At 61.7% G+C, this 19744-nt stretch carries 19 protein-coding genes; 9 read left to right on the forward strand and 10 right to left on the reverse strand.

Features of this window, described 5'->3' with window-relative positions; translation table 11 throughout:
* Position 1 precedes the first annotated feature (1 nt).
* Together ACJ8QI_RS18710 and hpt are read left to right on the forward strand one after the other, a co-directional pair.
* Positions 2-277 carry a type II toxin-antitoxin system RelE/ParE family toxin gene (locus ACJ8QI_RS18710; protein ID WP_049208401.1) on the forward strand — a complete coding sequence of 92 codons (276 nt, stop codon included), beginning with the start codon at positions 2-4 and terminating at the stop codon, positions 275-277.
* A 90-nt stretch (positions 278-367) separates the two neighbouring features.
* The gene (gene hpt, locus ACJ8QI_RS18715; protein ID WP_048234659.1) at positions 368-904 is read left to right on the forward strand and encodes a hypoxanthine phosphoribosyltransferase; all 537 of its coding nucleotides are present in this window, start codon (positions 368-370) and stop codon (positions 902-904) included.
* Positions 905-941: 37 nt separating this feature from the next.
* Here the strand turns inward: hpt and can are convergent, their stop codons facing one another.
* Positions 942-1598 (reverse strand): carbonate dehydratase, encoded by a 657-nt coding sequence (gene can, locus ACJ8QI_RS18720; protein WP_049200096.1) that lies wholly within the window; start codon positions 1596-1598, stop codon positions 942-944.
* Between the two features lie 210 nt (positions 1599-1808).
* Between can and ACJ8QI_RS18725 the strand changes: the two genes are divergently transcribed.
* The 3 genes from ACJ8QI_RS18725 (at position 1809) to ACJ8QI_RS18735 (ending at position 4957) form a co-directional block, all read left to right on the forward strand.
* Positions 1809-2732, forward strand: coding sequence for an ABC transporter ATP-binding protein (locus ACJ8QI_RS18725; protein ID WP_015379030.1), 924 nt, complete (start codon positions 1809-1811; stop codon positions 2730-2732).
* A complete protein-coding gene (locus tag ACJ8QI_RS18730) occupies positions 2729-3499 on the forward strand; it encodes an ABC transporter permease (RefSeq protein ID WP_004937535.1) in 771 nt (256 codons plus the stop codon). Before ACJ8QI_RS18725 ends, ACJ8QI_RS18730 begins: the two co-directional genes overlap by 4 nt.
* 177 nt (positions 3500-3676) lie before the next feature.
* Positions 3677-4957 (forward strand): polysaccharide deacetylase family protein, encoded by a 1281-nt coding sequence (locus ACJ8QI_RS18735; protein ID WP_055311947.1) that lies wholly within the window; start codon positions 3677-3679, stop codon positions 4955-4957.
* Positions 4958-4991: 34 nt separating this feature from the next.
* On the opposite strand, the gene panD is transcribed toward ACJ8QI_RS18735, so the two are convergent.
* The 3 genes from panD to panB all read right to left on the reverse strand — a co-directional run bounded on the left by panD (position 4992) and on the right by panB (position 7190).
* Positions 4992-5372, reverse strand: a complete 381-nt coding sequence (gene panD / locus ACJ8QI_RS18740; RefSeq protein WP_004937544.1) for an aspartate 1-decarboxylase — start codon at positions 5370-5372, stop codon at positions 4992-4994.
* A gap of 145 nt (positions 5373-5517) precedes the next feature.
* The gene (gene panC / locus ACJ8QI_RS18745; protein WP_141960246.1) at positions 5518-6372 is read right to left on the reverse strand and encodes a pantoate--beta-alanine ligase; all 855 of its coding nucleotides are present in this window, start codon (positions 6370-6372) and stop codon (positions 5518-5520) included.
* 23 nt (positions 6373-6395) lie between these two features.
* A complete protein-coding gene (gene panB, locus ACJ8QI_RS18750) occupies positions 6396-7190 on the reverse strand; it encodes a 3-methyl-2-oxobutanoate hydroxymethyltransferase (RefSeq protein WP_004937548.1) in 795 nt (264 codons plus the stop codon).
* A gap of 166 nt (positions 7191-7356) precedes the next feature.
* On the opposite strand from panB, the gene qseB reads away from it, so the two are divergent.
* The gene (gene qseB, locus ACJ8QI_RS18755) at positions 7357-8019 is read left to right on the forward strand and encodes a quorum sensing response regulator transcription factor QseB (RefSeq protein WP_004937550.1); all 663 of its coding nucleotides are present in this window, start codon (positions 7357-7359) and stop codon (positions 8017-8019) included.
* Positions 8016-9374: a quorum sensing histidine kinase QseC gene (qseC, locus tag ACJ8QI_RS18760; RefSeq protein ID WP_087762565.1), complete on the forward strand. Its 1359-nt coding sequence runs from the start codon at positions 8016-8018 to the stop codon at positions 9372-9374. The genes qseB and qseC overlap by 4 nt, the downstream gene beginning before the upstream one ends.
* Positions 9375-9379: 5 nt before the next feature.
* Here qseC and folK read toward each other — a convergent pair whose 3' ends face one another.
* From folK to thpR, 6 genes are all read right to left on the reverse strand, one after another.
* The gene (folK, locus tag ACJ8QI_RS18765) at positions 9380-9880 is read right to left on the reverse strand and encodes a 2-amino-4-hydroxy-6-hydroxymethyldihydropteridine diphosphokinase (protein ID WP_019456064.1); all 501 of its coding nucleotides are present in this window, start codon (positions 9878-9880) and stop codon (positions 9380-9382) included.
* Positions 9880-11427: a polynucleotide adenylyltransferase PcnB gene (gene pcnB / locus ACJ8QI_RS18770; protein WP_071591451.1), complete on the reverse strand. Its 1548-nt coding sequence runs from the start codon at positions 11425-11427 to the stop codon at positions 9880-9882. The genes folK and pcnB overlap by 1 nt, the downstream gene beginning before the upstream one ends.
* 61 nt (positions 11428-11488) lie before the next feature.
* Positions 11489-12400, reverse strand: a complete 912-nt coding sequence (gene gluQRS / locus ACJ8QI_RS18775; RefSeq protein WP_047729869.1) for a tRNA glutamyl-Q(34) synthetase GluQRS — start codon at positions 12398-12400, stop codon at positions 11489-11491.
* A 72-nt stretch (positions 12401-12472) separates the two neighbouring features.
* On the reverse strand, positions 12473-12928 hold the full coding sequence (gene dksA / locus ACJ8QI_RS18780) for an RNA polymerase-binding protein DksA (protein ID WP_004937569.1): 456 nt from the start codon (positions 12926-12928) through the stop codon (positions 12473-12475).
* A gap of 183 nt (positions 12929-13111) precedes the next feature.
* Positions 13112-13819 carry a DNA/RNA nuclease SfsA gene (gene sfsA, locus ACJ8QI_RS18785; RefSeq protein WP_004937572.1) on the reverse strand — a complete coding sequence of 236 codons (708 nt, stop codon included), beginning with the start codon at positions 13817-13819 and terminating at the stop codon, positions 13112-13114.
* Positions 13816-14358 carry an RNA 2',3'-cyclic phosphodiesterase gene (gene thpR / locus ACJ8QI_RS18790; RefSeq protein ID WP_038872406.1) on the reverse strand — a complete coding sequence of 181 codons (543 nt, stop codon included), beginning with the start codon at positions 14356-14358 and terminating at the stop codon, positions 13816-13818. The genes sfsA and thpR overlap by 4 nt, the downstream gene beginning before the upstream one ends.
* 188 nt (positions 14359-14546) lie before the next feature.
* On the opposite strand from thpR, the gene hrpB reads away from it, so the two are divergent.
* Entirely contained in the window at positions 14547-16985 is a 2439-nt protein-coding gene (gene hrpB / locus ACJ8QI_RS18795; RefSeq protein WP_336843804.1) for an ATP-dependent helicase HrpB, read from the forward strand.
* 118 nt (positions 16986-17103) lie between these two features.
* Positions 17104-19596, forward strand: coding sequence for a bifunctional glycosyl transferase/transpeptidase (gene mrcB / locus ACJ8QI_RS18800; protein WP_060441048.1), 2493 nt, complete (start codon positions 17104-17106; stop codon positions 19594-19596).
* Positions 19597-19744 lie beyond the last annotated feature (148 nt).

A 19744-nucleotide genomic window follows, 5' to 3' on the forward strand; every position in this document is an offset into this window, starting at 1 on the left:
TATGTTAACCGTCAAATGGACTGACGAAGCAAAAACGGGTTTATATACGCTGCTGGCTTTTATCGCTGAGCGAAATCCACTTGCCGCAGAGGCTTTGTTGCAACGCATTGAAGAGTCGGTTATCCCGTTAGCGGAACATCCTTATCTATTCAGGCCAGGCAGGGTGAACGGGACTCGTGAAATGGTTGTTCATCCTAATTACATTGTGGTTTATCGCGTGCTGGCTGCACATATTGAAATAGTGAGTGTCCTGCACGCTCGTCAGGAATACCCTTAATAAAGAAAACTCCCCTGTCCGGGAGAGAGGCAAGTCGTAACGGCCTATGCTAAACTCTGCGCCTTTCTTCCGGCAACTGACCTGAATACTATGAAACACACTGTAGACGTAATGATTTCCGAGCAGGAAGTTAAGACCCGTATCGCCGAACTTGGCCGCCAGATCACCGAACATTACCGCGACAGCGGCAGCGACATGGTGCTGGTTGGGCTGCTGCGCGGCTCCTTCATGTTCATGGCCGATCTCTGCCGCGCGATCGACGTGCCGCACGAAGTCGACTTTATGACTGCCTCCAGCTACGGCAGCGGCATGTCCACCACCCGCGACGTGAAGATCCTCAAGGATCTGGACGAAGACATTCGCGGCAAAGACGTACTGATCGTGGAAGACATCATCGATTCCGGCAACACGCTGAACAAAGTGCGCGAGATTTTGGCGCTGCGCGGGCCGAAATCGCTGGCGATTTGCACCTTGCTGGACAAGCCTGAGCGCCGTGAAGTGCAGGTGCCGGTCGAATATGTCGGCTTCTCGATCCCGGATGAGTTCGTGGTGGGGTATGGCATCGACTACGCTCAGCGCTACCGTCACCTGCCGTACGTCGGCAAAGTGGTGCTGCTGGACGAGTAATTGATGTGGGGCGCGGCCTGCCGCGCCCGCGGCGGGGTTAGATGCCTTTATCCTGCTTCAGTTTGGCTATCGCTTTGCGGTAGCCCATCTCCAGGCTCTCGCGGCTGGTCGCCAGCACTTCCATATCGCGCAGACGGCCGTCCTGAATGCCGTATACCCAACCGTGGATCATCACCTTCTGGCCGCGCTTCCAGGCGGACTGCATGATGGTGGAGTGGCCCAGGTTGTACACCTGCTCAATGACGTTGATCTTGCACAGCATGTCGAAACGCTGCTCCGGCGGCAGCTCGCCCAGCAGCGAGCTGTGCTTGTACCACAGATCGCGAATGTGCAGCAGCCAGTTGTCGATCAACCCCAGCTCCGGGTTTTCCACCGCCGCCTGCACGCCGCCGCAGCCCAGGTGGCCGCAGATGATGATGTGTTCGACTTCCAGCACATCTACCGCATACTGCACCACCGACAGGCAGTTAAGATCGGTATGGATAACGAGGTTCGCCACGTTGCGATGGACGAACAGTTCACCCGGCTCGAGGCCGGTCAAGCGTTCGGCGGGAACGCGGCTGTCAGAGCAACCAATCCATAAGAAACGGGGCTTTTGCGCCTGGGCTAAACGTTCAAAAAATTCCGGGTCTTCCTGACTGATATTGGCCGACCAGGCATGGTTGTTGGCGATAAGCTCTTCGATTTCTTTCATGGAGGTTATTGACTCGTAACGAACAGATTGCGTTGGGGTAATATAGGGTAAGCGTCACAATTTGGAAATCGGAACAGTGGTGCAACCTCATTTTCCGCACGGATTCGACTCAGTGGAAACGTCGCCGATGCTAGGATTATCGTTATTGTTTCAAGCCTCGCAGACAGGGGCGCGGCGGCATACTCATCGTCATAAGGTACTATTTTACATATGAATTATGCACTGGAATTAGCGCAGTTGACCAAGACTTACGCCGGTGGCGTCAAGGCGCTGCGCGGCATCGACCTGAGCGTCGAGGCGGGGGACTTTTATGCCCTTTTGGGGCCAAACGGCGCCGGTAAATCCACCACCATCGGCATCATCAGCTCGCTGGTGAACAAAACCGCCGGCAGCGTGCGGGTGTTCGGTTACGACATCGATAAAGACATCGTCAACGCCAAGCGCCAGCTCGGCCTGGTGCCGCAGGAGTTCAACTTCAACCCGTTCGAGACCGTGTTGCAGATCGTGGTGAACCAGGCGGGTTACTACGGCGTTACGCGGCGTGAAGCGATGGCGCGCGCCGAAAAATACCTCAACCAGCTGGATCTGTGGGGCAAGCGCAACGAGCGCGCCCGCATGCTGTCCGGCGGCATGAAGCGCCGCCTGATGATCGCCCGCGCGTTGATGCATCAGCCGAAGCTGCTGATCCTCGATGAGCCGACCGCCGGGGTGGATATCGAGCTGCGCCGTTCGATGTGGGGCTTCCTGAAAGAGCTGAATGCCCAGGGCACCACCATTATCCTTACCACCCACTATCTGGAAGAGGCGGAGATGCTGTGCCGCAACATCGGTATCATCCAGAACGGGGAGCTGGTGGAAAACACCTCGATGAAGGGGCTGCTGGCCAAGCTGAAGTCGGAAACCTTTATCCTCGATCTGGCGGCGAAGAGCCCGCTGCCGAAGCTGGACGGTTACCACAGCCGCCTGACGGATACCTCCACGCTGGAAGTGGAGGTGATGCGCGAGCAGGGGCTGAACGGTTTATTCGCCCAGCTGAGCGCACAGGGCGTGCAGGTGCTGAGCATGCGTAATAAGGCGAACCGCCTGGAAGAGCTGTTTGTCACCCTGGTTAACGGCAATGGAGAAAAAGCATGACGCGTTTGTATTGGGTGGCCTTGCAGAGCATCTGGGCCAAAGAGGTGAACCGCTTCGCGCGCATCTGGATCCAGACCCTGGTGCCGCCGGTGATCACCATGACGCTGTATTTCATCATCTTCGGCAATCTGATCGGCTCGCGCATCGGCGATATGCACGGCTTCAGCTACATGCAGTTCATCGTGCCCGGCCTTATCATGATGGCGGTGATCACCAACTCTTACGCCAACGTCGCCTCGTCGTTCTTCAGCGCCAAGTTCCAGCGCAACATTGAAGAACTGCTGGTGGCGCCGGTGCCGACCCACGTGGTGATCGCCGGCTATGTCGGCGGCGGCGTGGCGCGCGGTATCTGCGTCGGCGTGCTGGTGACCATCATCTCGCTGTTCTTCGTACCGCTGCAGGTACACGCCTGGTGGGTGATTGCGCTGACGCTGTTGTTGACGGCGATCCTGTTCTCGCTGGCGGGGCTGATCAACGCGGTGTTCGCCACCACCTTCGACGACATCAGCCTGATCCCGACCTTCGTCCTGACGCCGCTGACCTACCTGGGCGGGGTGTTTTACTCGCTGTCGCTGCTGCCGCCATTCTGGCAGGCGGTGTCCAAGCTCAACCCCATCGTCTATATGATCAGCGGGTTCCGCTACGGTTTCCTCGGCATCAACGATGTGCCGCTGGCGTTCACCATGGCGGTGCTGGTGGCGTTTATCGCGGTGTTCTACCTGCTGTCCTGGTATCTGATCGAGCGCGGCCGCGGCCTGCGCAGCTGATCGTATCGCGCCCCCGCTTTCCCGGCGGGGGCGCTTTTCTTGATTTGGCGCAGGCGGCGCGTAAATCAATAGAATTGCTCAGATAACCGCTAGTTCCCCGCTGTTCAAATCGTGCTATGCTGGCGCTCCACATTTCCTTCACTTTTGTCATTACGCACTCGTAAGCAGAACATCATCATGCGGCCTCAATACAAGTTAGCGGCTGGGTTACTCGGCATTCTGATGTCGTTGGTTTCCCCTGTGAGCCTGGCGAATCTGCTGTCGGAAGACAGCGCGGTTAAATCTGAATACATGGAAGCGCAGCGCGACAGCGAAGTCTATGCGTTGGTGGGCGAGCATGTGATCCCGGTCGGGGAAGTGAAGCGCGGGCAGCTGATCCAGGTGTTCCCGGCGGATGCGGAGTACTACGAATTCAAATTCGGGCACGGTACCGGCTTTATCGATAAAGACGACGTGCGTGAGCTGAAGAAATCGCGCAAGGTGCAAGACGATCTGGGCGAGCTGAACAAACCGCTGACCAACCAGAACCTGATCACCCAAAAAACGATCGACGTTTACACCGCGGCGGACAAGGACAGCGAGGTCTTCGGCACGCTGGAAGGCAACCTGCGCTATCCGATCATCGGCAAGCTGAAGGACCGGCTGAACAACACCTGGTACGAGGTCAACATCGGCGATCGGCTGGGGTTCGTCAGTGAGTTGGACTGCGAAATCGATAACGGCATCCCGGTGCTGACTTACCACCACCTGCTGAAAAACGAAGAGAACAAACGCTTCCGCCACACCTCGACCACCACCTCTGACGTGGCGTTCAGCAACCAGATGACCTACCTGAAGCAGGCGGGTTACGACACCATTTCGCTGTATCAGCTGGAAGCCTACCTGAAGAACCAGATCAACCTGCCGGGCAAGGCGATCGTGCTGACCTTCGACGACGGGCTGAAGTCGGTTTATCGCTACGCTTACCCGGTGCTGAAGGATTACGGTTTCCGCGCGACGGCGTTCATCATCTCTTCGCGCATCAAACGCCACCCGCAGAAATGGAACCCGGACTCGCTGCAGTTTATGAGCGTCTCGGAGCTGAAGCAGATTCAGGACGTGTTCGACGTGCAGTCGCACACCCACTTCCTGCACCGCACCGACGGCAATCGTCAGCCGATTTTGCTGAGCCGTTCGCTGCACAATATCGAGTTCGATTTTGAGCGTTCGCGCCGCGCGCTGTCGCAGTTCAACCCGCACGTGCTGTATCTGTCGTACCCGTTCGGCGGCTATAACCAGCGGGCGATCCAGGCGGCGCAGGATGCCGGTTTCCATCTGGCGGTGACCACGGTGCAGGGCAAGGTGAAACCGGGGGATAATCCCTATACGCTGAAGCGGCTATATATTCTGCGCACCGACTCGATCCAGACCATGGCGGATCGGATAGCCAACAAGCCGGGCACGGTGGTGGTGCAGTAAGGAAGAACGGGCGCGTAAGGCGCCCGTTTTAGCGTCAGGCGACCTGAACCGGCACGGCTTTCGCCTTGCGCTGCAGGTTGTTGTCACCTTCGAAATAGGCGACTTTCGGGTGGTGTTGGCGGGCGTCGGCGTCGGTCATTTGCACATAGGAGCAGATGATCAGCTTGTCGCCCACGCAGGCGCAGCGCGCGGCGGCGCCGTTGACCGAAATGATGCGCGAACCGCGCTCGGCGGCGATGGCGTAGGTGGAGAAGCGCTGGCCGTTATCCACGTTGTAAATATCGATCGCTTCATATTCCAGAATGCCGGCGGCCTCCAGGAAATCCTGGTCGATGGCGCAGGACCCTTCATAGTGCAAGTCAGCCTGAGTGACTTTGACGCGATGCAGCTTGCCTTGCAGCATAGTACGTATCATAGCTTTACCTAACTGAATATCGGCCTTCACAGGCGCTGGGGTTGAACATCTCTCCTGCATCCCTGCAATCTCTATCGTCACCGATTGCCCCGCCATTGTCTACCAATGGCCTGGGTTTTAGGGTGACGATAGTATAAAAAATGGCTTACAGCGTCAGGTCGACCTGCTGATTGTCGATAAGACGCGCCTTGCCCAGCCAGGCGGCCATCAGCACCACCGCCCGCTGGCTGTCCACCGTCAGCGGCTGCAGGCTGTCGGCGTCGCGAATAAACAGCTCATCCGGCGTAAAGCCGGCGGCGCGCAGCTGCTCGGCGGTCTGCTCCAGCAGCTCTTCGACATGGCGTTCGCCATTGGCCAACTGCTGCGCCAGCGCGTTCATGATCTTGCTCAGCTGCGGCGCGATCTTGCGCTCTTCGGCGGTCAGGTAGCCGTTGCGCGAGCTGAGGGCCAGGCCGTCTTTGGCGCGCACGGTCGGCACGCCGACGATGTCGATGTCGTAACCCATGTCCGCCACCATTTTGCGGATCAGCGCCAGCTGTTGGTAATCCTTCTCGCCGAAGCAGGCTAAATCAGGCTGCACCAGGTTGAACAGCTTGCTGACGATGGTGGAAACGCCGCGGAAGTGGCCCGGCCGGCTTGCGCCTTCCAGGATGCTGGAGATGCCCGGCACGTCGACGTAAGTCTGCTGGTCCAGCCCCTGCGGATAGACCGCAGCCGGGGCCGGCGCGAACACCAGATCGACGCCGCGGCGGGTCAGCTTCTCGCTGTCTTCCTGCAGCGTGCGCGGGTAGCGCGCCAGATCGTCCGGCCGATCGAACTGCATCGGGTTGACGAAGATGCTCACCACCACCACGTCGGCGCGGGCGCGCGCTTCATCGACCAGCGTCATATGGCCGTCGTGCAGGTTGCCCATGGTCGGCACCAGCGCGATGCGTTTGCCTTCCTGGCGCCAGCGGCGGATCTGCTGACGCAGCATCGGCAGGGTTTCGATAATAATCATTGGGTGACTCCTGGAACCATCGCTTAGTTAAAAGAGTGTTCAGCCGCCGGGTAGAGGCCTTGCTCCACTTCCTGAATGTAGTGCTGCACCGCCGTGCGGATATCGCCGCTCTGCGCCAGGAAGTTCTTGGCGAACTTCGGCGTGTGGCCGCCGGTGATGCCGAAGGCGTCGTGCATCACCAGGATCTGGCCGTCGGTGCCGTTGCCGGCGCCGATGCCGATGACCGGAATGGACAATGCTTCGGTGATCTGGCGCGCCAGCTCGGTCGGCACGCATTCCAGCACCAGCAGCTGAATGCCGGCCAGTTCCAGATTCTGTGCGTCCTGCAACAGCTGTTTGGCGGCCAGTTCGTCGCGTCCTTGTACCTTATAGCCGCCGAATACGTTGACCGACTGCGGCGTCAGGCCCAGGTGGCCGCACACCGGTACCGCGCGCTCGGCGAGCATTTTCACCGTGTCGCACAGCCAGCTGCCGCCTTCCAGTTTCACCATGTTGGCGCCGGCGCGCATCAGCTCGGCGGCGTTGGCGAAGGTCTGTTCCGGGGTGGCGTAACTCATGAACGGCAGATCGGCCAACAGCAGGCAGGCCGGCGCGCCGCGGCGCACAGCGCGAGTGTGGTAGGCCACGTCGGCGACGGTGACCGGCAGCGTGGAGTCGTGGCCCTGCAGCGTCATGCCCAGCGAATCGCCCACCAACAGGACTTTGATGCCTTGCTCTTCAAACAGTTTGGCAAAGCTGGCATCGTAGGCGGTAAGGGTAGCAAACTTGCGCTGCTCCTGTTTCCACTGGCGCAAGTGGGTCACGGTGGTGGGTTTCATCACAACGTCTCCTGAAACGGGCCGTGCGGCGTACGCAGGCCCAGGCTGCAAAAAAGTGCAGTCATTCTACTGTAACCCGATCGGGGTGGGTAGCGCGGATCGCCATGCTTAAGCGGTTCTTAAGAACCTTGTGGTGCAATGGCGCCAAGACTCAAAAGGGATACTCATGCGAATTTTGCTGATCGAAGATGACAAACTGATCGGGGACGGCATCAAGGCCGGGCTGACCAAACTCGGCTTCAATCTGGACTGGTTCACCGACGGCGCCGTCGGCAAAAATGCGCTGGACAGTGCGCCGTACGACGCGGTGATCCTCGACCTCAGCCTGCCGGGCCTCGACGGCCTGGATCTGCTGCGCCAGTGGCGCCAGGCCGGGCAGGACGTGCCGGTCCTGATCCTCACCGCCCGAGACGCGCTGGAGCAGAGGGTCAGCGGGCTGCAAAGCGGTGCCGACGATTATCTGTGCAAGCCTTTCGCGCTGGCCGAAGTGGCGGCGCGCCTGCAGGCGCTGATCCGCCGCCGCCACGGCCAACTGATGCCGCAGCTGACGCACGGCAACGTGGTGTTCGACAGCGCCACCCGCAGCGTGAGCTGCAACGGCGAGCCGGTGACGCTGACGCCGCGCGAATTGGCGGTGCTGGAACTGTTTCTGCACAACAAGGGGCGGGTGCTGGCGCGGCCGTTGATTCAGGAGAAGCTGTACAACTGGGATGACGAGGTGAGCAGCAACGCGGTGGAGGTACATATTCACCACCTGCGGCGCAAGCTGGGCAACGGCTTCATCCGTACCATCCACGGCGTGGGTTACACGCTGGGGGATGCGCCGTGAAGCGTCTCAGCCTGCGGCTGCGCCTGATCCTGATCTTCAGCCTGCTGGCGCTGCTGACTTGGAGCACCGCCAGCGTGGTGGCCTGGGTGATGTCGCGCAACACCATCAACGAAGTGTTCGACACCCAACAGATGCTGTTCGCCAAACGGCTGGCGACCGCCAACCTCGGCGATCTGCTGGCCGATGAAAGTGCGCGCAGCCTGCCGAAAACCAAAAAGCTGGTGCACCACGGCAAACGCGGCGAGCAGGACGACGACGCGCTGGCGTTCGCCATCTTCGATCGCCAAGGCAAGATGCTGCTCAACGACGGCGAGAACGGCGCCGACTTCCTGTTTGACGGGGAGCGTGAAGGTTTTACCGACGGCGAGCGCAAAGGCGATGACGACAGTTGGCGCCTGGTATGGTTGACCAGCCCGGACGGGCGCTACCGCATCGTGGTCGGCCAGGAGTGGGATTACCGGCGCGATATGGCGCTGGGCATGGTGACCGGCCAACTGGTGCCCTGGCTGGCGACGCTGCCGGTGCTGATGCTGCTGATCGCGCTGATGGTCGGGCGGGAGCTGCGGCCGCTGCGCACTGTGGCCGCCGGTTTGCGCCGGCGCGCACCCGATGACGCGACGCCGCTGGACGCGCGCCAGGTGCCGACCGAGGTGCGTCCGCTGGTGGATGCGCTCAATGCGCTGTTCACCCGCATCAACGCTCTGCTGGTGCGGGAGCGGCGTTTCACCTCCGATGCCGCGCACGAGTTGCGCAGCCCGCTGGCGGCGCTGCGGGTGCAGACCGAAGTGGTGCAACTGGCGGGGGACGATGCGCCGATGCGCGAGCACGCGCTGGACAATCTGACGCTCGGCATCGATCGCGCGACCCGGCTGGTGGATCAGCTGCTGACGCTGTCGCGGCTGGATTCGCTGTCGGATCTGGCCGAACTGGCGCCGATCGACTGGAACGATCTGGTGACGATGACCCTGGCGGAGCAGGATCGGCAGGCCCATGCGGCGGGCGTGACGCTGCGCTATGAACATCGGGGAACGCCGCCGCCGCGTCAGGGGGAAACCTTGCTGCTGTCGCTGCTATTGCGCAACCTGCTGGATAACGCGGTGCGCTACACCCCGCAGGGCGGCGTCGTCACCGTGACGCTGAGCGAACGTTCGCTGACGGTGGAGGACGACGGTCCGGGGGTCACCACGGAACATCTGGCGCGGCTCGGAGAACGCTTCTATCGCCCGCCGGGGCAGGAGCAAACCGGCAGCGGGCTGGGGCTCTCGATCGTGCAGCGTATCGCCGGCTTGCATAGCCTACAGGTCAGTTTCGCCAATCGCCCGGCGGGCGGGTTCGTTGCGCGGCTGGCTCTGTAGGTGGGTCAGGACTTGGGTTTTGGCTGGTGCCACAGCGCCATGCCGTTTTCCGGCACGCGCTTGAGGCAGCTGGCGAGTGGCTCGCCATCGGGGAAAATCAGGTCGGGGGCGATTTCCGCCAGCGGGTAGAGCATGAATTCGCGCTCTTTCAGGCCGTAATGCGGCACCGTCAGGCGCTCGGTATGGATCACCTTGTCGCCGTACAGCATGATGTCCAGATCGAGCGTGCGCGGCCCCCAGCGTTCATCCTTGCGCACGCGCCCCTGATTGCGTTCTATCGCCTGGGTATGGTCGAGCAGCTGTTCAGGCGGCAACAGGGTATCCAGCGCCACCACCGCGTTGAGAAAGTCCGGCTGGTTTTGCGGCCCCAGCGGCTTGGTGCGGTAAAACGAAGAACAGGTGACCAGCCGGGTGCGCGGGAGATGCTCCAGCGCCTCCAGTGCGGCTTTAACCTGTTGCAGCGGCTGCGCCAGGTTGCTGCCCAGCGCGATATAAACGCGGATCATTATGCCCCTTCTTTACGCGGTGCCCGGCGGCGAGGGCGGCGTTGACGCGCGCGGCGCGGCGCCGGATCGTCCCCCAGGGTGCTCAGCATGGCTTTCTGCCGCGCCGGCGTGGCGTCCTGGAATTCGCCCCACCACTCGGCCAGACGCAGCATCTCCTGATTGTCTTCCACTTCCGCACGCAGCGCCAGCAGATCATAGGCGGCGCGGAATTTCGGGTGCTCCATCAGCTTGTGCGCGCGTTTGCCCTGGCGGCGGGACAGGCGCAGCTGCAGCTGCCAGATATCGCGCACCAGCGTGGTGATGCGTTTCGGAATGGCCAGCGAACGGCACTGCTCGTCGAGTACGTCGTTCATCGCCAGCGCGAAGGCGTCGTAGTAGGCCAGGCCGCTTTCCTGCGCCAGCTTCTGCGCATGCTCCAGCAGCGGGTACCACAGCATGGCGGCAAACAGGAAGGCCGGGTTGACGCGCATGTCGTTCTGCAGACGGTGATCGGTGTTCTTCAGCACCTGCACCAGAATGCGCTCCATCGGCGTATCGTGGTTCGGCGTGAAGTTGCGGGCGATCAGCGGGAACAGCGGTTGGAACAGCTGGTATTCGCACAGCTTCAGGTAGGTCTGGAAACCGTAACCCGCCTGCAGCAGCTTGAGGGATTCTTCGAACAGGCGCGCCGGCGGGATCTCATGCAGCAGCGAGGCCAGGCGCGGGATCGGCTCGGCGGTTTCTTCGCTGATGCGCATATCCAGCTTGGCGGCGAAGCGCACCGCGCGCAGCATGCGCACCGGATCTTCGCGGTAGCGGGTTTCCGGATCGCCAATCAGGCGAATCACGCCCTGTTTCAGGTCGTTCAGGCCGCCGACGTAATCGCGCAGGGTGAAATCCGCCACGCCGTAGTACAGGCTGTTGATGGTGAAATCACGGCGCTGGGCATCTTCCTCGATCGAGCCGAAGATGTTGTCGCGCAGCAGCATGCCGTTTTGCGCCTGCTGGGATGAGTTCTTGTCGGATTCCTGATTCTGTTCGTGGTGGCCGCGGAAAGTGGCCACTTCGATGATCTCCGGCCCGAACATCACGTGCGCCAAGCGGAAGCGGCGGCCGACCAGGCGGCAGTTGCGGAACAGCTTGCGCACTTGCTCCGGCGTAGCGTTAGTGGTGATGTCGAAGTCTTTCGGCTTTTTGCCGAGCAACAGATCGCGCACGCCGCCGCCGACCAGATAGGCTTCGTAGCCGGACTTGTTCAGGCGGTAAAGCACTTTCAGCGCATTTTCGCTGATGTCTTTGCGGGAGATCGAGTGCTGTTCGCGCGGGATCACGGTCATCGAGTCGTTGCTCTCGGCGATAGGAAAAGGCGGACGCTTGCGCGGCGTTGAGCGGCGGGCAGGGGCGTTGCTGCCGTTATCGGCGGCGCGCGGCTGCGGCGCAGGGCGGCTTGGTGCCGCGGCACGCTCTTCGCGGACTACGTTTTTATCGCCGGCCGCCGCGTCGTCGCGGGGCAGCTTGTCATCGCGGGTCAGTACCTTACGACAGAAGTTGGCTACTCGGGTAAAAATGGTACACCTCGATAGTGACTGATAAAAATGGAGCTAACAAAAAATAGCGGCTAATCATAGCTCACCACGGCTCCTTTGAGAATGCCGGCGTGTTTTCATCCAGAGGGATAGCCTCCTGACGCGGCACGTTTTCCAACCGCCAATGTGCGACCGCCCAGCTCAATAATAATGGCAGGTCAAGATCTTGCCAGCTTTCCGGCAGCGGTTGGCGCAGAAATTTCAGCGCGGCGATCAGCACCGGGCGCGGATCGCCGGCGGGCAACGCCGGCGCATGGTTTTGCTTCGACAGCTTAATGCCGTTGGCGCCCAGCGCCAGCGGCAGATGCACATAGGCGGGCACCGGCGCCTGCAGCTGGCGGTAGAGGGCGATTTGGCGCACCGTCGGCTCGATCAGATCGGCACCGCGTACAATCTCGGTCACGCCCTGAAAATGGTCGTCGATCACCACCGCCAGGTTGTAGGCGAACAGCCCGTCGCGGCGGCGAATGATAAAGTCTTCCCCCGCCAGCGCCGGATCGGCGTGCAATTCTCCCTGCAGGCGATCGTGGAACCCGTAAACGGGCGCGGTTTGGCGTAAGCGGATGGCGGCACCCTGTGGGCCGAGCTGCAAATCGCGGCAGTGGCCGTCGTACAACCCGCCGATCTGCTGGATGCGGCTGCGGGTGCAGGTGCAGTAATAGCTGAGCCCCTGGCGCTGCAACAGATCCAGCGCGGCGCGATAGGCGTCGTGACGTTGGGATTGATAGATGACCTGGCCGTCCCAGTGGAGACCATAATGTTCCAGCGCGGACAGGATGCGAGCGGCGGCGCCGGGGACTTCGCGCGGCGGGTCGATATCTTCGATGCGAACCAGCCACTGCCCGCGTTGGGCGCGAGCCTGAAGGTAGCTTCCCAGAGCGGCAATCAGCGAACCGAAATGCAGATCCCCGGAAGGCGATGGGGCAAAGCGCCCCACATAATGACTTTCTTGCATATCAGAGGGGAGAGGTTCCCTTTTCTCTGTGCGGCGCACGCAGGTGCGCACGCCGCAGCGGTAACAACGGTATTAGCCGGCCATCTGCTTTTCGCGGATCTCAGCCAGCGTCTTGCAGTCGATGCACAGATCGGCGGTCGGACGCGCTTCGAGGCGACGAATGCCGATCTCCACGCCGCAAGATTCGCAGTAGCCGAAATCATCGTCTTCCACTTTCTTCAGCGTTTTCTCGATCTTTTTGATCAGTTTGCGTTCACGGTCACGGTTACGCAGTTCAAGGCTGAACTCTTCTTCCTGGGTAGCACGGTCGGCCGGATCAGGGAAGTTGGCTGCCTCTTCTTGCATATGCGATACAGTACGGTCCACTTCGTCCCTGAGCTGGTTGCGCCACGCTTCAAGAATGCGCTTGAAATGCGACAACTGGGCGTCGTTCATGTACTCTTCGCCCGGCTTCTCTTGGTACGGCTCCACCCCAGCGATGGCGAGAATGCTCAAGGACGAGGTTTTACGGTTTTGCCCTTCTTGCATGTTGCTTCTCCTACATACACACGCACTATCGAATCCCCAATGCGGGGGAAAAACAGGCCGCTATAAATAACAGAAGGAAGGTAGGTTGGCAATTATTCCTGTCGCCCGCTTGACAATCGTGTGAAGGAGGGCGTATTTGGCGATCGTGCTGGCCGGTTGTCTATTTATAGGGACCCGACTGCGCTAATCGATAAAAAACGGCAGCTTATCGCAGAGATAAATACCGTCAGGTGATAACTTTGCCCCGTAACAAACCACTTCCACTCCCAACTGCCGGACCTGTGCCAACAGCGCCGCATAGCGCTCATCTATATGATGTGCCGGTGCGACCTGCTCAATACCGCTGTGTAACACGGCAAAGAACAACACCGCCCGTTGCCCGCTTTCAACCACGCTGAGCAACTCACGCAGGTGCTTTTGCCCTCTGAGCGTTACCGCATCAGGAAAGTAACCACGTTGTTGTTGCAGTAATGTGACTGACTTAACTTCAATATAGCAGTTAACCCGATTTTCTGCCTGTAATAACAAATCGATACGGCTGTTTTCACCGCCGTATTTCACTTCGCCGCTGATTTTACTGTAACCGGATAATTCATTGATTAAATTGTGTTCAATTGCCTCGCGCACCAGCGCGTTGGCGCGCAGGGTATTGACGCAGATCCAGTGCCCCTGTTGGGTATGGGTCAACTCCCAGCTGTGGGCGTATTTGCGCTTGGGGTTATCCGAGGTGGAGTACCAAACGGTATCGCCGGGCGTGGCGCAGCCGGTCATGGCGCCGGTATTGGCGCAGTGCAGCGTAAAGGTTTCCCCTTCCGGGGTGATCACGTCCGCCAGAAAGCGTTTGTAACGTTTGATCAGCGTGGCGGAACGCAGTGGTGGAGAGAAAATCATGCGGATGCCTGCTTGGCCAGCGGCCACTGTTCGAGGTGTTGATAGCGGGTGCGGCCGTTTTCGAACACCGACTCATATAAGGAAAAGGCGTCGGCGCTGAACGCCCAGCCCGGCGTCGCCGGCGGGATCGCCACCGGCTGGGTGGCGGCGCGCAACAGCGTGATGTGCGGATGGAACGGCAGCGCGCTTTGATGGCAGCCGTTGCGGGCGGCCTGCGAACGCAGCAGCTCGGCCAGCTGCAGCAGCCCGCGCGGCGCGCGGCGGGTGCCGAGCCAGACCACGCCGGGGCGCGGCCAATGGCCGAGGTCGTCGAGCCGCATGCTGAAGCCGGGTTGCACGATGCGCCCGGCCAGTTTGCGCAGCGCCAACTCTTTCTGCGCGGTGACCTCGCCGAGAAACGCCAGCGTCAGGTGCAAATTAGCCGCCACCACCGGCCGGCCGGCCTCCGGCGCAAACGCCTCGGCGCGCCAGCGGATCACCTGCTGTTGCAGGGCATCAGGCAAGGACAGGGCGAAAAACAGGCGGCGCGAATTGGACATGGGGGCTCGGTAAATAATGACAAATCTGTCGGGACAGACATGGATGCGGCTTGCAACGGTCTCGCGCGAAGCGGGACGCATGGACGAGGTCCGTACTATAGCTAACGCCGCCGCAGTTTGAAAGGCTACGGGGACAAAGCTAATGCTACACTGTACGCCGTTTAACGTTAACCACCACGGAGAGTTCAGTGTCTTCATTGCCCGTCAGCGCGGTGCTTGATGAGTTGCTGGCTGCGTTGCAGTCCGCTCCTCAGGTGCTGTTGCACGCCCCGACCGGCGCCGGTAAATCCACCTGGCTGCCGCTGCAGATCCTGGCTAAGGCCGGGTTGCCGGGGCGCATTATCATGCTGGAGCCGCGGCGGCTGGCGGCGAAAAATGTCGCCTATCGCCTGGCGCAGCAACTGGGGGAGGAGCCCGGCCAGACCGTGGGCTACCGCATGCGCGCCGAAAGCAAAAGCGGGCCGCAAACCCGGTTGGAAGTGGTGACGGAAGGCATTCTCACCCGCATGCTGCAGCAGGACGCCGAACTGCAGGGCGTGTCGCTGGTGATCCTCGATGAGTTCCACGAACGCAGCCTGCAGGCCGATCTGGCGCTGGCGCTGCTGCTCGACGTGCAGCAAGGGCTGCGCGACGATCTGAAACTGCTGATCATGTCGGCCACCCTGGACAACGCTCGCCTGTCGCAGCTGCTGCCGGAAGCGCCGGTGGTGGTGTCCGAGGGGCGCAGCTTCCCGGTTGAGCGTCTGTATCAGCCGTTGGCCAGCCATCAGCGGCTGGAAGATGGCGTAGCGGCGGCGGTGAAGCGGTTGCTGGCCGAACAGCCGGGATCTTTGCTGCTGTTCCTGCCGGGTGTGGCGGAGATCAATCGGGTGCTGGAGCGATTGACCGGCGAGGTGGCGAGCGATACCGATCTTTGCCCGCTGTATGGCGCGCTGCCTTTGGCGCAGCAGCAAAAGGCGATCCAACCGGCGGCGTCTGGCCGCCGCAAGGTGGTGCTGGCGACCAACATCGCCGAAACCAGCCTGACGATCGAGGGCATTCGGCTGGTGGTGGACAGCGGCCTGGAGCGCGTGGCGCGCTACGACGTGCGCAACGGTTTGACGCGGCTGGCGACGCAGCGCATCAGTCAGGCGTCGATGGTGCAGCGCGCCGGACGCGCCGGGCGCCTGGAGCCGGGCATTTGCTGGCATCTGTTCGCCAAAGAACAGGCGGAGCGCGCGGCGGAACACGCCGAACCGGACATTTTACAGAGCGATCTCACCGGCTTCTGGCTCGAACTGCTGCAGTGGGGATGCCATGATCCGGCGCAGCTGACCTGGCTGGATGCGCCTCCGGCGGCGGCATTGGCGGCGGCCAGGGCGTTGCTGCACCGGCTGGGGGCCACGGATGACGGCGGCAAACTTACCGCCCCGGGGCGCCAGATGGCCGCGCTGGGGTGCGAGCCGCGGCTGGCGGCGATGCTGGTCGCCGGCGCGGCGCTGAGTGCCGACGGCCTGGCGACGGCGGCGTTGCTGGCGGCATTGCTGGAAGAACCGCCGCGCGGCGGGCAGATGGATATCGGCTACTGGCTGAGCCGCCCGCAACCGAACTGGCGGCAGCGCGCCGCGCAGTTGGCCAAACGCCTGCCGCAACGTGCGGGGCAAATCGACGTCGATCTGGCGCCGCGCCTGTTGGCGCAGGCGTTTACCGATCGTATCGCCCAGCGCCGAGGCCAGGACGGCCGCTACCTGCTGGCCAACGGTCTGGGGGCGGCGATGAACCAGGACGAGGCGCTGTCGCGCGCGCCCTGGCTCATCGTCCCCAGCCTGTTGCAGGGCCACAACAGCCCCGATGCGCGTATCCTGTTGGCGTTGCCGGTGGATATCGACGCGCTGGCGGCACAGCTGCCGGCGATCGTCACGCAGCGCACGGCGGTGGAGTGGGATGACGAGAAGGGCACGCTGCGCGCCTGGAAGCGCCAGCAGATCGGCCGTCTGACGCTGCGCGCCCAGCCGCTGGCCAAACCGGCGGATGAAGAGCTGCAGCAGGCGCTGCTCGATTGGGTGCGCGCACAGGGGCTGGCGGTGCTCAACTGGGAGGGCGCCGCCGAACAATTGCGGGTGCGCCTGCAGTGCGCGCAAGCCTGGCTGCCGGAGGCGGAATGGCCGGCGATGGACGAAGAACCCCTGCTGGCGGCGCTGGAGCAGTGGCTGTTGCCGTCGCTGAACGGCGTGCGCGATCTGCGCGGTTTGAAGCAGGTCAACATCGCCGAGGCGCTGTCCCGTCTGCTGGATTGGCAGCAAAAGCAGCGGCTGGATAATGCGCTACCCACTCATTACACTGTGCCGACCGGCAGCCGCCTGCCGATCCGTTATGAGGCCGGCAAACCGCCGGCGCTGGCGGTGCGTTTACAGGAAGTGTTCGGCGAGCAGCGCAGCCCGATGCTGGCGGAGGGTCGCATCCCGGTGGTGCTTGAGTTACTCTCACCGGCGCACCGGCCGTTGCAAATCACCGGCGATCTGGCGGCCTTCTGGCAAGGCGCCTATCGCGAGGTGCAAAAAGAGATGAAGGGCCGCTACCCGAAACACGTTTGGCCGGACGATCCGGCCACGGCGGTACCGACGCGCCGAACGAAGAAATATCAGTAGGTCGCGATCATTTAAGGTTTGGAATTCAGATGTTTCTTCTGGTCAGCGCTGCGGCGTAGGCACAGATTAAGCGACTAATCATGGCCGGCAGTGTCGGCAAGCTCGGAGAACAACAGCCATGGCTGGGGATGACCGCGAGCCCATCGGGCGCAAAGGAAAACAACCAAAAAGCACCGCGTCGCGCAAGCCGCCGCGCCGTCGCCGAGACGACGATTATGACGATTACGAAGAAGACGAGTATGACGATGATGAGTATGAAGAGGAGGAGGAACGCATGCCGCGTAAGGTAAAAGCGACTCCGCCGCGTAAAAAACGCCGCTGGCTCGGCCTGTTTATCAAACTGATCCTGGTGATCGCCGTCCTGTTGGCGATCTATGGCGTCTACCTGGATTCCCAGATCCGCAGCCGTATCGACGGTAAAGTCTGGCAACTGCCGGCGGCGGTGTACGGCCGCATGGTCAACCTGGAACCGGGTATGCCGTACAGTAAGAAGGAGATGGTCAACCTGCTGGAAGGCATGCAGTATCGCCAGGTCAGCCGCATGACGCGTCCGGGCGAGTTTACCGTGCAGGCCAACAGCATTGAGATGCTGCGCCGCCCGTTCGACTTCCCGGATGGTAAAGAGGGGCAGATCCGCGCCCGTCTCGACTTCCAGAACAATCGTCTGGCGAAGATCGAAAACCTGGACAGCGGCCGCAGCTTCGGCTTCTTCCGCCTCGATCCGCGTCTTATCACCATGCTGCAGTCGCCGAACGGTGAACAGCGTCTGTTCGTGCCGCGCTCCGGTTTCCCGGATCTGCTGGTGGATACGTTGATCGCCACGGAAGACCGCCACTTCTATGAGCATGACGGCATCAGCCCCTACTCCATCGGCCGTGCGGTGCTGGCCAACCTGACCGCCGGGCGTGCGGTGCAGGGCGGCAGTACGCTGACGCAGCAGCTGGTGAAGAACCTGTTCCTGAGCAACGAACGTTCGCTGTGGCGTAAGGCTAACGAAGCCTATATGGCGCTGCTGGTGGATTACCGTTACAGCAAGGACCGCATTCTGGAGCTGTATCTGAACGAGGTGTACCTCGGCCAGAGCGGCAGCGACCAGATCCGCGGTTTCCCGCTGGCCAGCCTGTACTACTTTGGCCGTCCGGTGGACGAGCTGAGCCTCGATCAGCAGGCGCTGCTGGTCGGCATGGTCAAGGGCGCGTCGCTGTACAACCCGTGGCGTAACCCGAAACTGGCGCTGGAGCGCCGCAACCTGGTGCTCAAGCTGCTGCAGAACCAGGGCGTGATCGACGGCGAGCTGTATGACATGCTGAGCGCGCGTCCGCTGGGCGTGCAGCCGAAAGGCGGCGTCATTACGCCACAGCCGGCGTTTATGCAGATGGTGCGTCAGGAACTGCAGACCAAGCTGGGCGATAAGGTCAATGACCTGTCCGGCGTGAAGATCTTCACCACGCTGGATCCGGTGTCGCAAGACGCGGCGGAAAAAGCGGTCGAAGACGGCATCCCGGCGCTGCGCGCCGCGCGTCACCTGCAGGATCTGGAAGCGGCGATGGTGATCGTCGATCGCTTCAGCGGTGAAGTGCGCGCCATGGTCGGCGGCGCTAACCCGCAGTTCGCCGGCTTCAACCGCGCGATGCAGGCGCGCCGCCTGGTCGGCTCGCTGGCCAAGCCGCCGACGTACCTGACCGCGCTGTCCGAACCGGATAAATACCGCCTCAACACCTGGCTGGCGGATGCGCCGCTGTCGCTGAAACAGCCGAACGGCGCCGTCTGGCAGCCGAACAACTATGACCGTAAATTCCGCGGTCAGGTGATGCTGGTGGATGCGTTGGCCAACTCGCTGAACGTGCCGACTGTGAACCTCGGCCTGTCGGTCGGGCTGGATCAGATCAGCGCTACGCTGCAACGCCTGGGTATCCCGAAAGCGGAGATCAACCCGGTGCCATCGATGCTGCTGGGGGCGATCGGCCTGACGCCGATGGAAGTCGCTCAGGAGTACCAGACCATCGCCAGCGGCGGTAACCGTGCGCCGCTGTCGGCGGTGCGTTCGGTGATCGCCGAAGACGGCACGGTGCTGTACCAGAGCTTCCCGCAGGCGGAACGCATGGTGCCGGCGCAGGCCGCTTACCTGACGCTGTACGCGATGCAGCAGGGCGTGGCGCGCGGGACTTCCCGCTCGCTGTCGGTGAAGTTCCCGAACTACAACCTGGCGGCGAAAACCGGTACCACCAACGATCTGCGCGACAGCTGGTTCGCCGGCATCGACGGCAAGGAAGTGGCGATCGCCTGGGTCGGGCGCGACAACAACGGCCCGGCCAAGCTGACCGGCGCCAACGGCGCGTTGACCCTGTATCGCCGTTATCTGGAAAACCAGACGCCGCTGCCGCTGATGCTGCAGCCGCCGGAAGGCATTAACCAGATGAACATCGACTCTGCCGGCAACTTTATCTGCGGCGGCGGCAGCTGGCGCACCATCCCGGTCTGGACCGACAATCCGCAGGGATTGTGCCAGGCCAGCCAGGCAGCGGTGCAGCAACAGCAGCAACCGGCGGCGGGTGAGCAAAAAGATGGCGATGGCGTCGCCGGCTGGATCAAGGATATGTTCGGCCAGTAATCGCTACCGGGGCGTCGGCCCCGGTGAAAATTTTTTCTTTGTTATTAAGCCCGTAACCTTGGTTGCGGGCTTTTTTATTTTTCCGCTCGTTTTATTTCCCTGTTAACCGCATGGCTAAGCGCCTAATCCTTAACCTATTTGCCCTATG

The organism is Serratia sp. CY84636 (assembly GCF_052166245.1).
In the GTDB taxonomy this organism is placed as follows: Bacteria; Pseudomonadota; Gammaproteobacteria; order Enterobacterales; family Enterobacteriaceae; genus Serratia; species Serratia nevei.

Coding starts and splice junctions, on each gene's coding strand:
- ACJ8QI_RS18710 (WP_049208401.1), top strand. CDS start 2: ATGTTAACCGTCAAATGGACTGACGAAGCAAAAACGGGTTTATATACG.
- hpt (WP_048234659.1), top strand. CDS start 368: ATGAAACACACTGTAGACGTAATGATTTCCGAGCAGGAAGTTAAGACC.
- can (WP_049200096.1), bottom strand. CDS start 1,598: ATGAAAGAAATCGAAGAGCTTATCGCCAACAACCATGCCTGGTCGGCC.
- ACJ8QI_RS18725 (WP_015379030.1), top strand. CDS start 1,809: ATGAATTATGCACTGGAATTAGCGCAGTTGACCAAGACTTACGCCGGT.
- ACJ8QI_RS18730 (WP_004937535.1), top strand. CDS start 2,729: ATGACGCGTTTGTATTGGGTGGCCTTGCAGAGCATCTGGGCCAAAGAG.
- ACJ8QI_RS18735 (WP_055311947.1), top strand. CDS start 3,677: ATGCGGCCTCAATACAAGTTAGCGGCTGGGTTACTCGGCATTCTGATG.
- panD (WP_004937544.1), bottom strand. CDS start 5,372: ATGATACGTACTATGCTGCAAGGCAAGCTGCATCGCGTCAAAGTCACT.
- panC (WP_141960246.1), bottom strand. CDS start 6,372: ATGATTATTATCGAAACCCTGCCGATGCTGCGTCAGCAGATCCGCCGC.
- panB (WP_004937548.1), bottom strand. CDS start 7,190: ATGAAACCCACCACCGTGACCCACTTGCGCCAGTGGAAACAGGAGCAG.
- qseB (WP_004937550.1), top strand. CDS start 7,357: ATGCGAATTTTGCTGATCGAAGATGACAAACTGATCGGGGACGGCATC.
- folK (WP_019456064.1), bottom strand. CDS start 9,880: ATGATCCGCGTTTATATCGCGCTGGGCAGCAACCTGGCGCAGCCGCTG.
- gluQRS (WP_047729869.1), bottom strand. CDS start 12,400: ATGCAAGAAAGTCATTATGTGGGGCGCTTTGCCCCATCGCCTTCCGGG.
- dksA (WP_004937569.1), bottom strand. CDS start 12,928: ATGCAAGAAGGGCAAAACCGTAAAACCTCGTCCTTGAGCATTCTCGCC.
- sfsA (WP_004937572.1), bottom strand. CDS start 13,819: ATGATTTTCTCTCCACCACTGCGTTCCGCCACGCTGATCAAACGTTAC.
- thpR (WP_038872406.1), bottom strand. CDS start 14,358: ATGTCCAATTCGCGCCGCCTGTTTTTCGCCCTGTCCTTGCCTGATGCC.
- mrcB (WP_060441048.1), top strand. CDS start 17,104: ATGGCTGGGGATGACCGCGAGCCCATCGGGCGCAAAGGAAAACAACCA.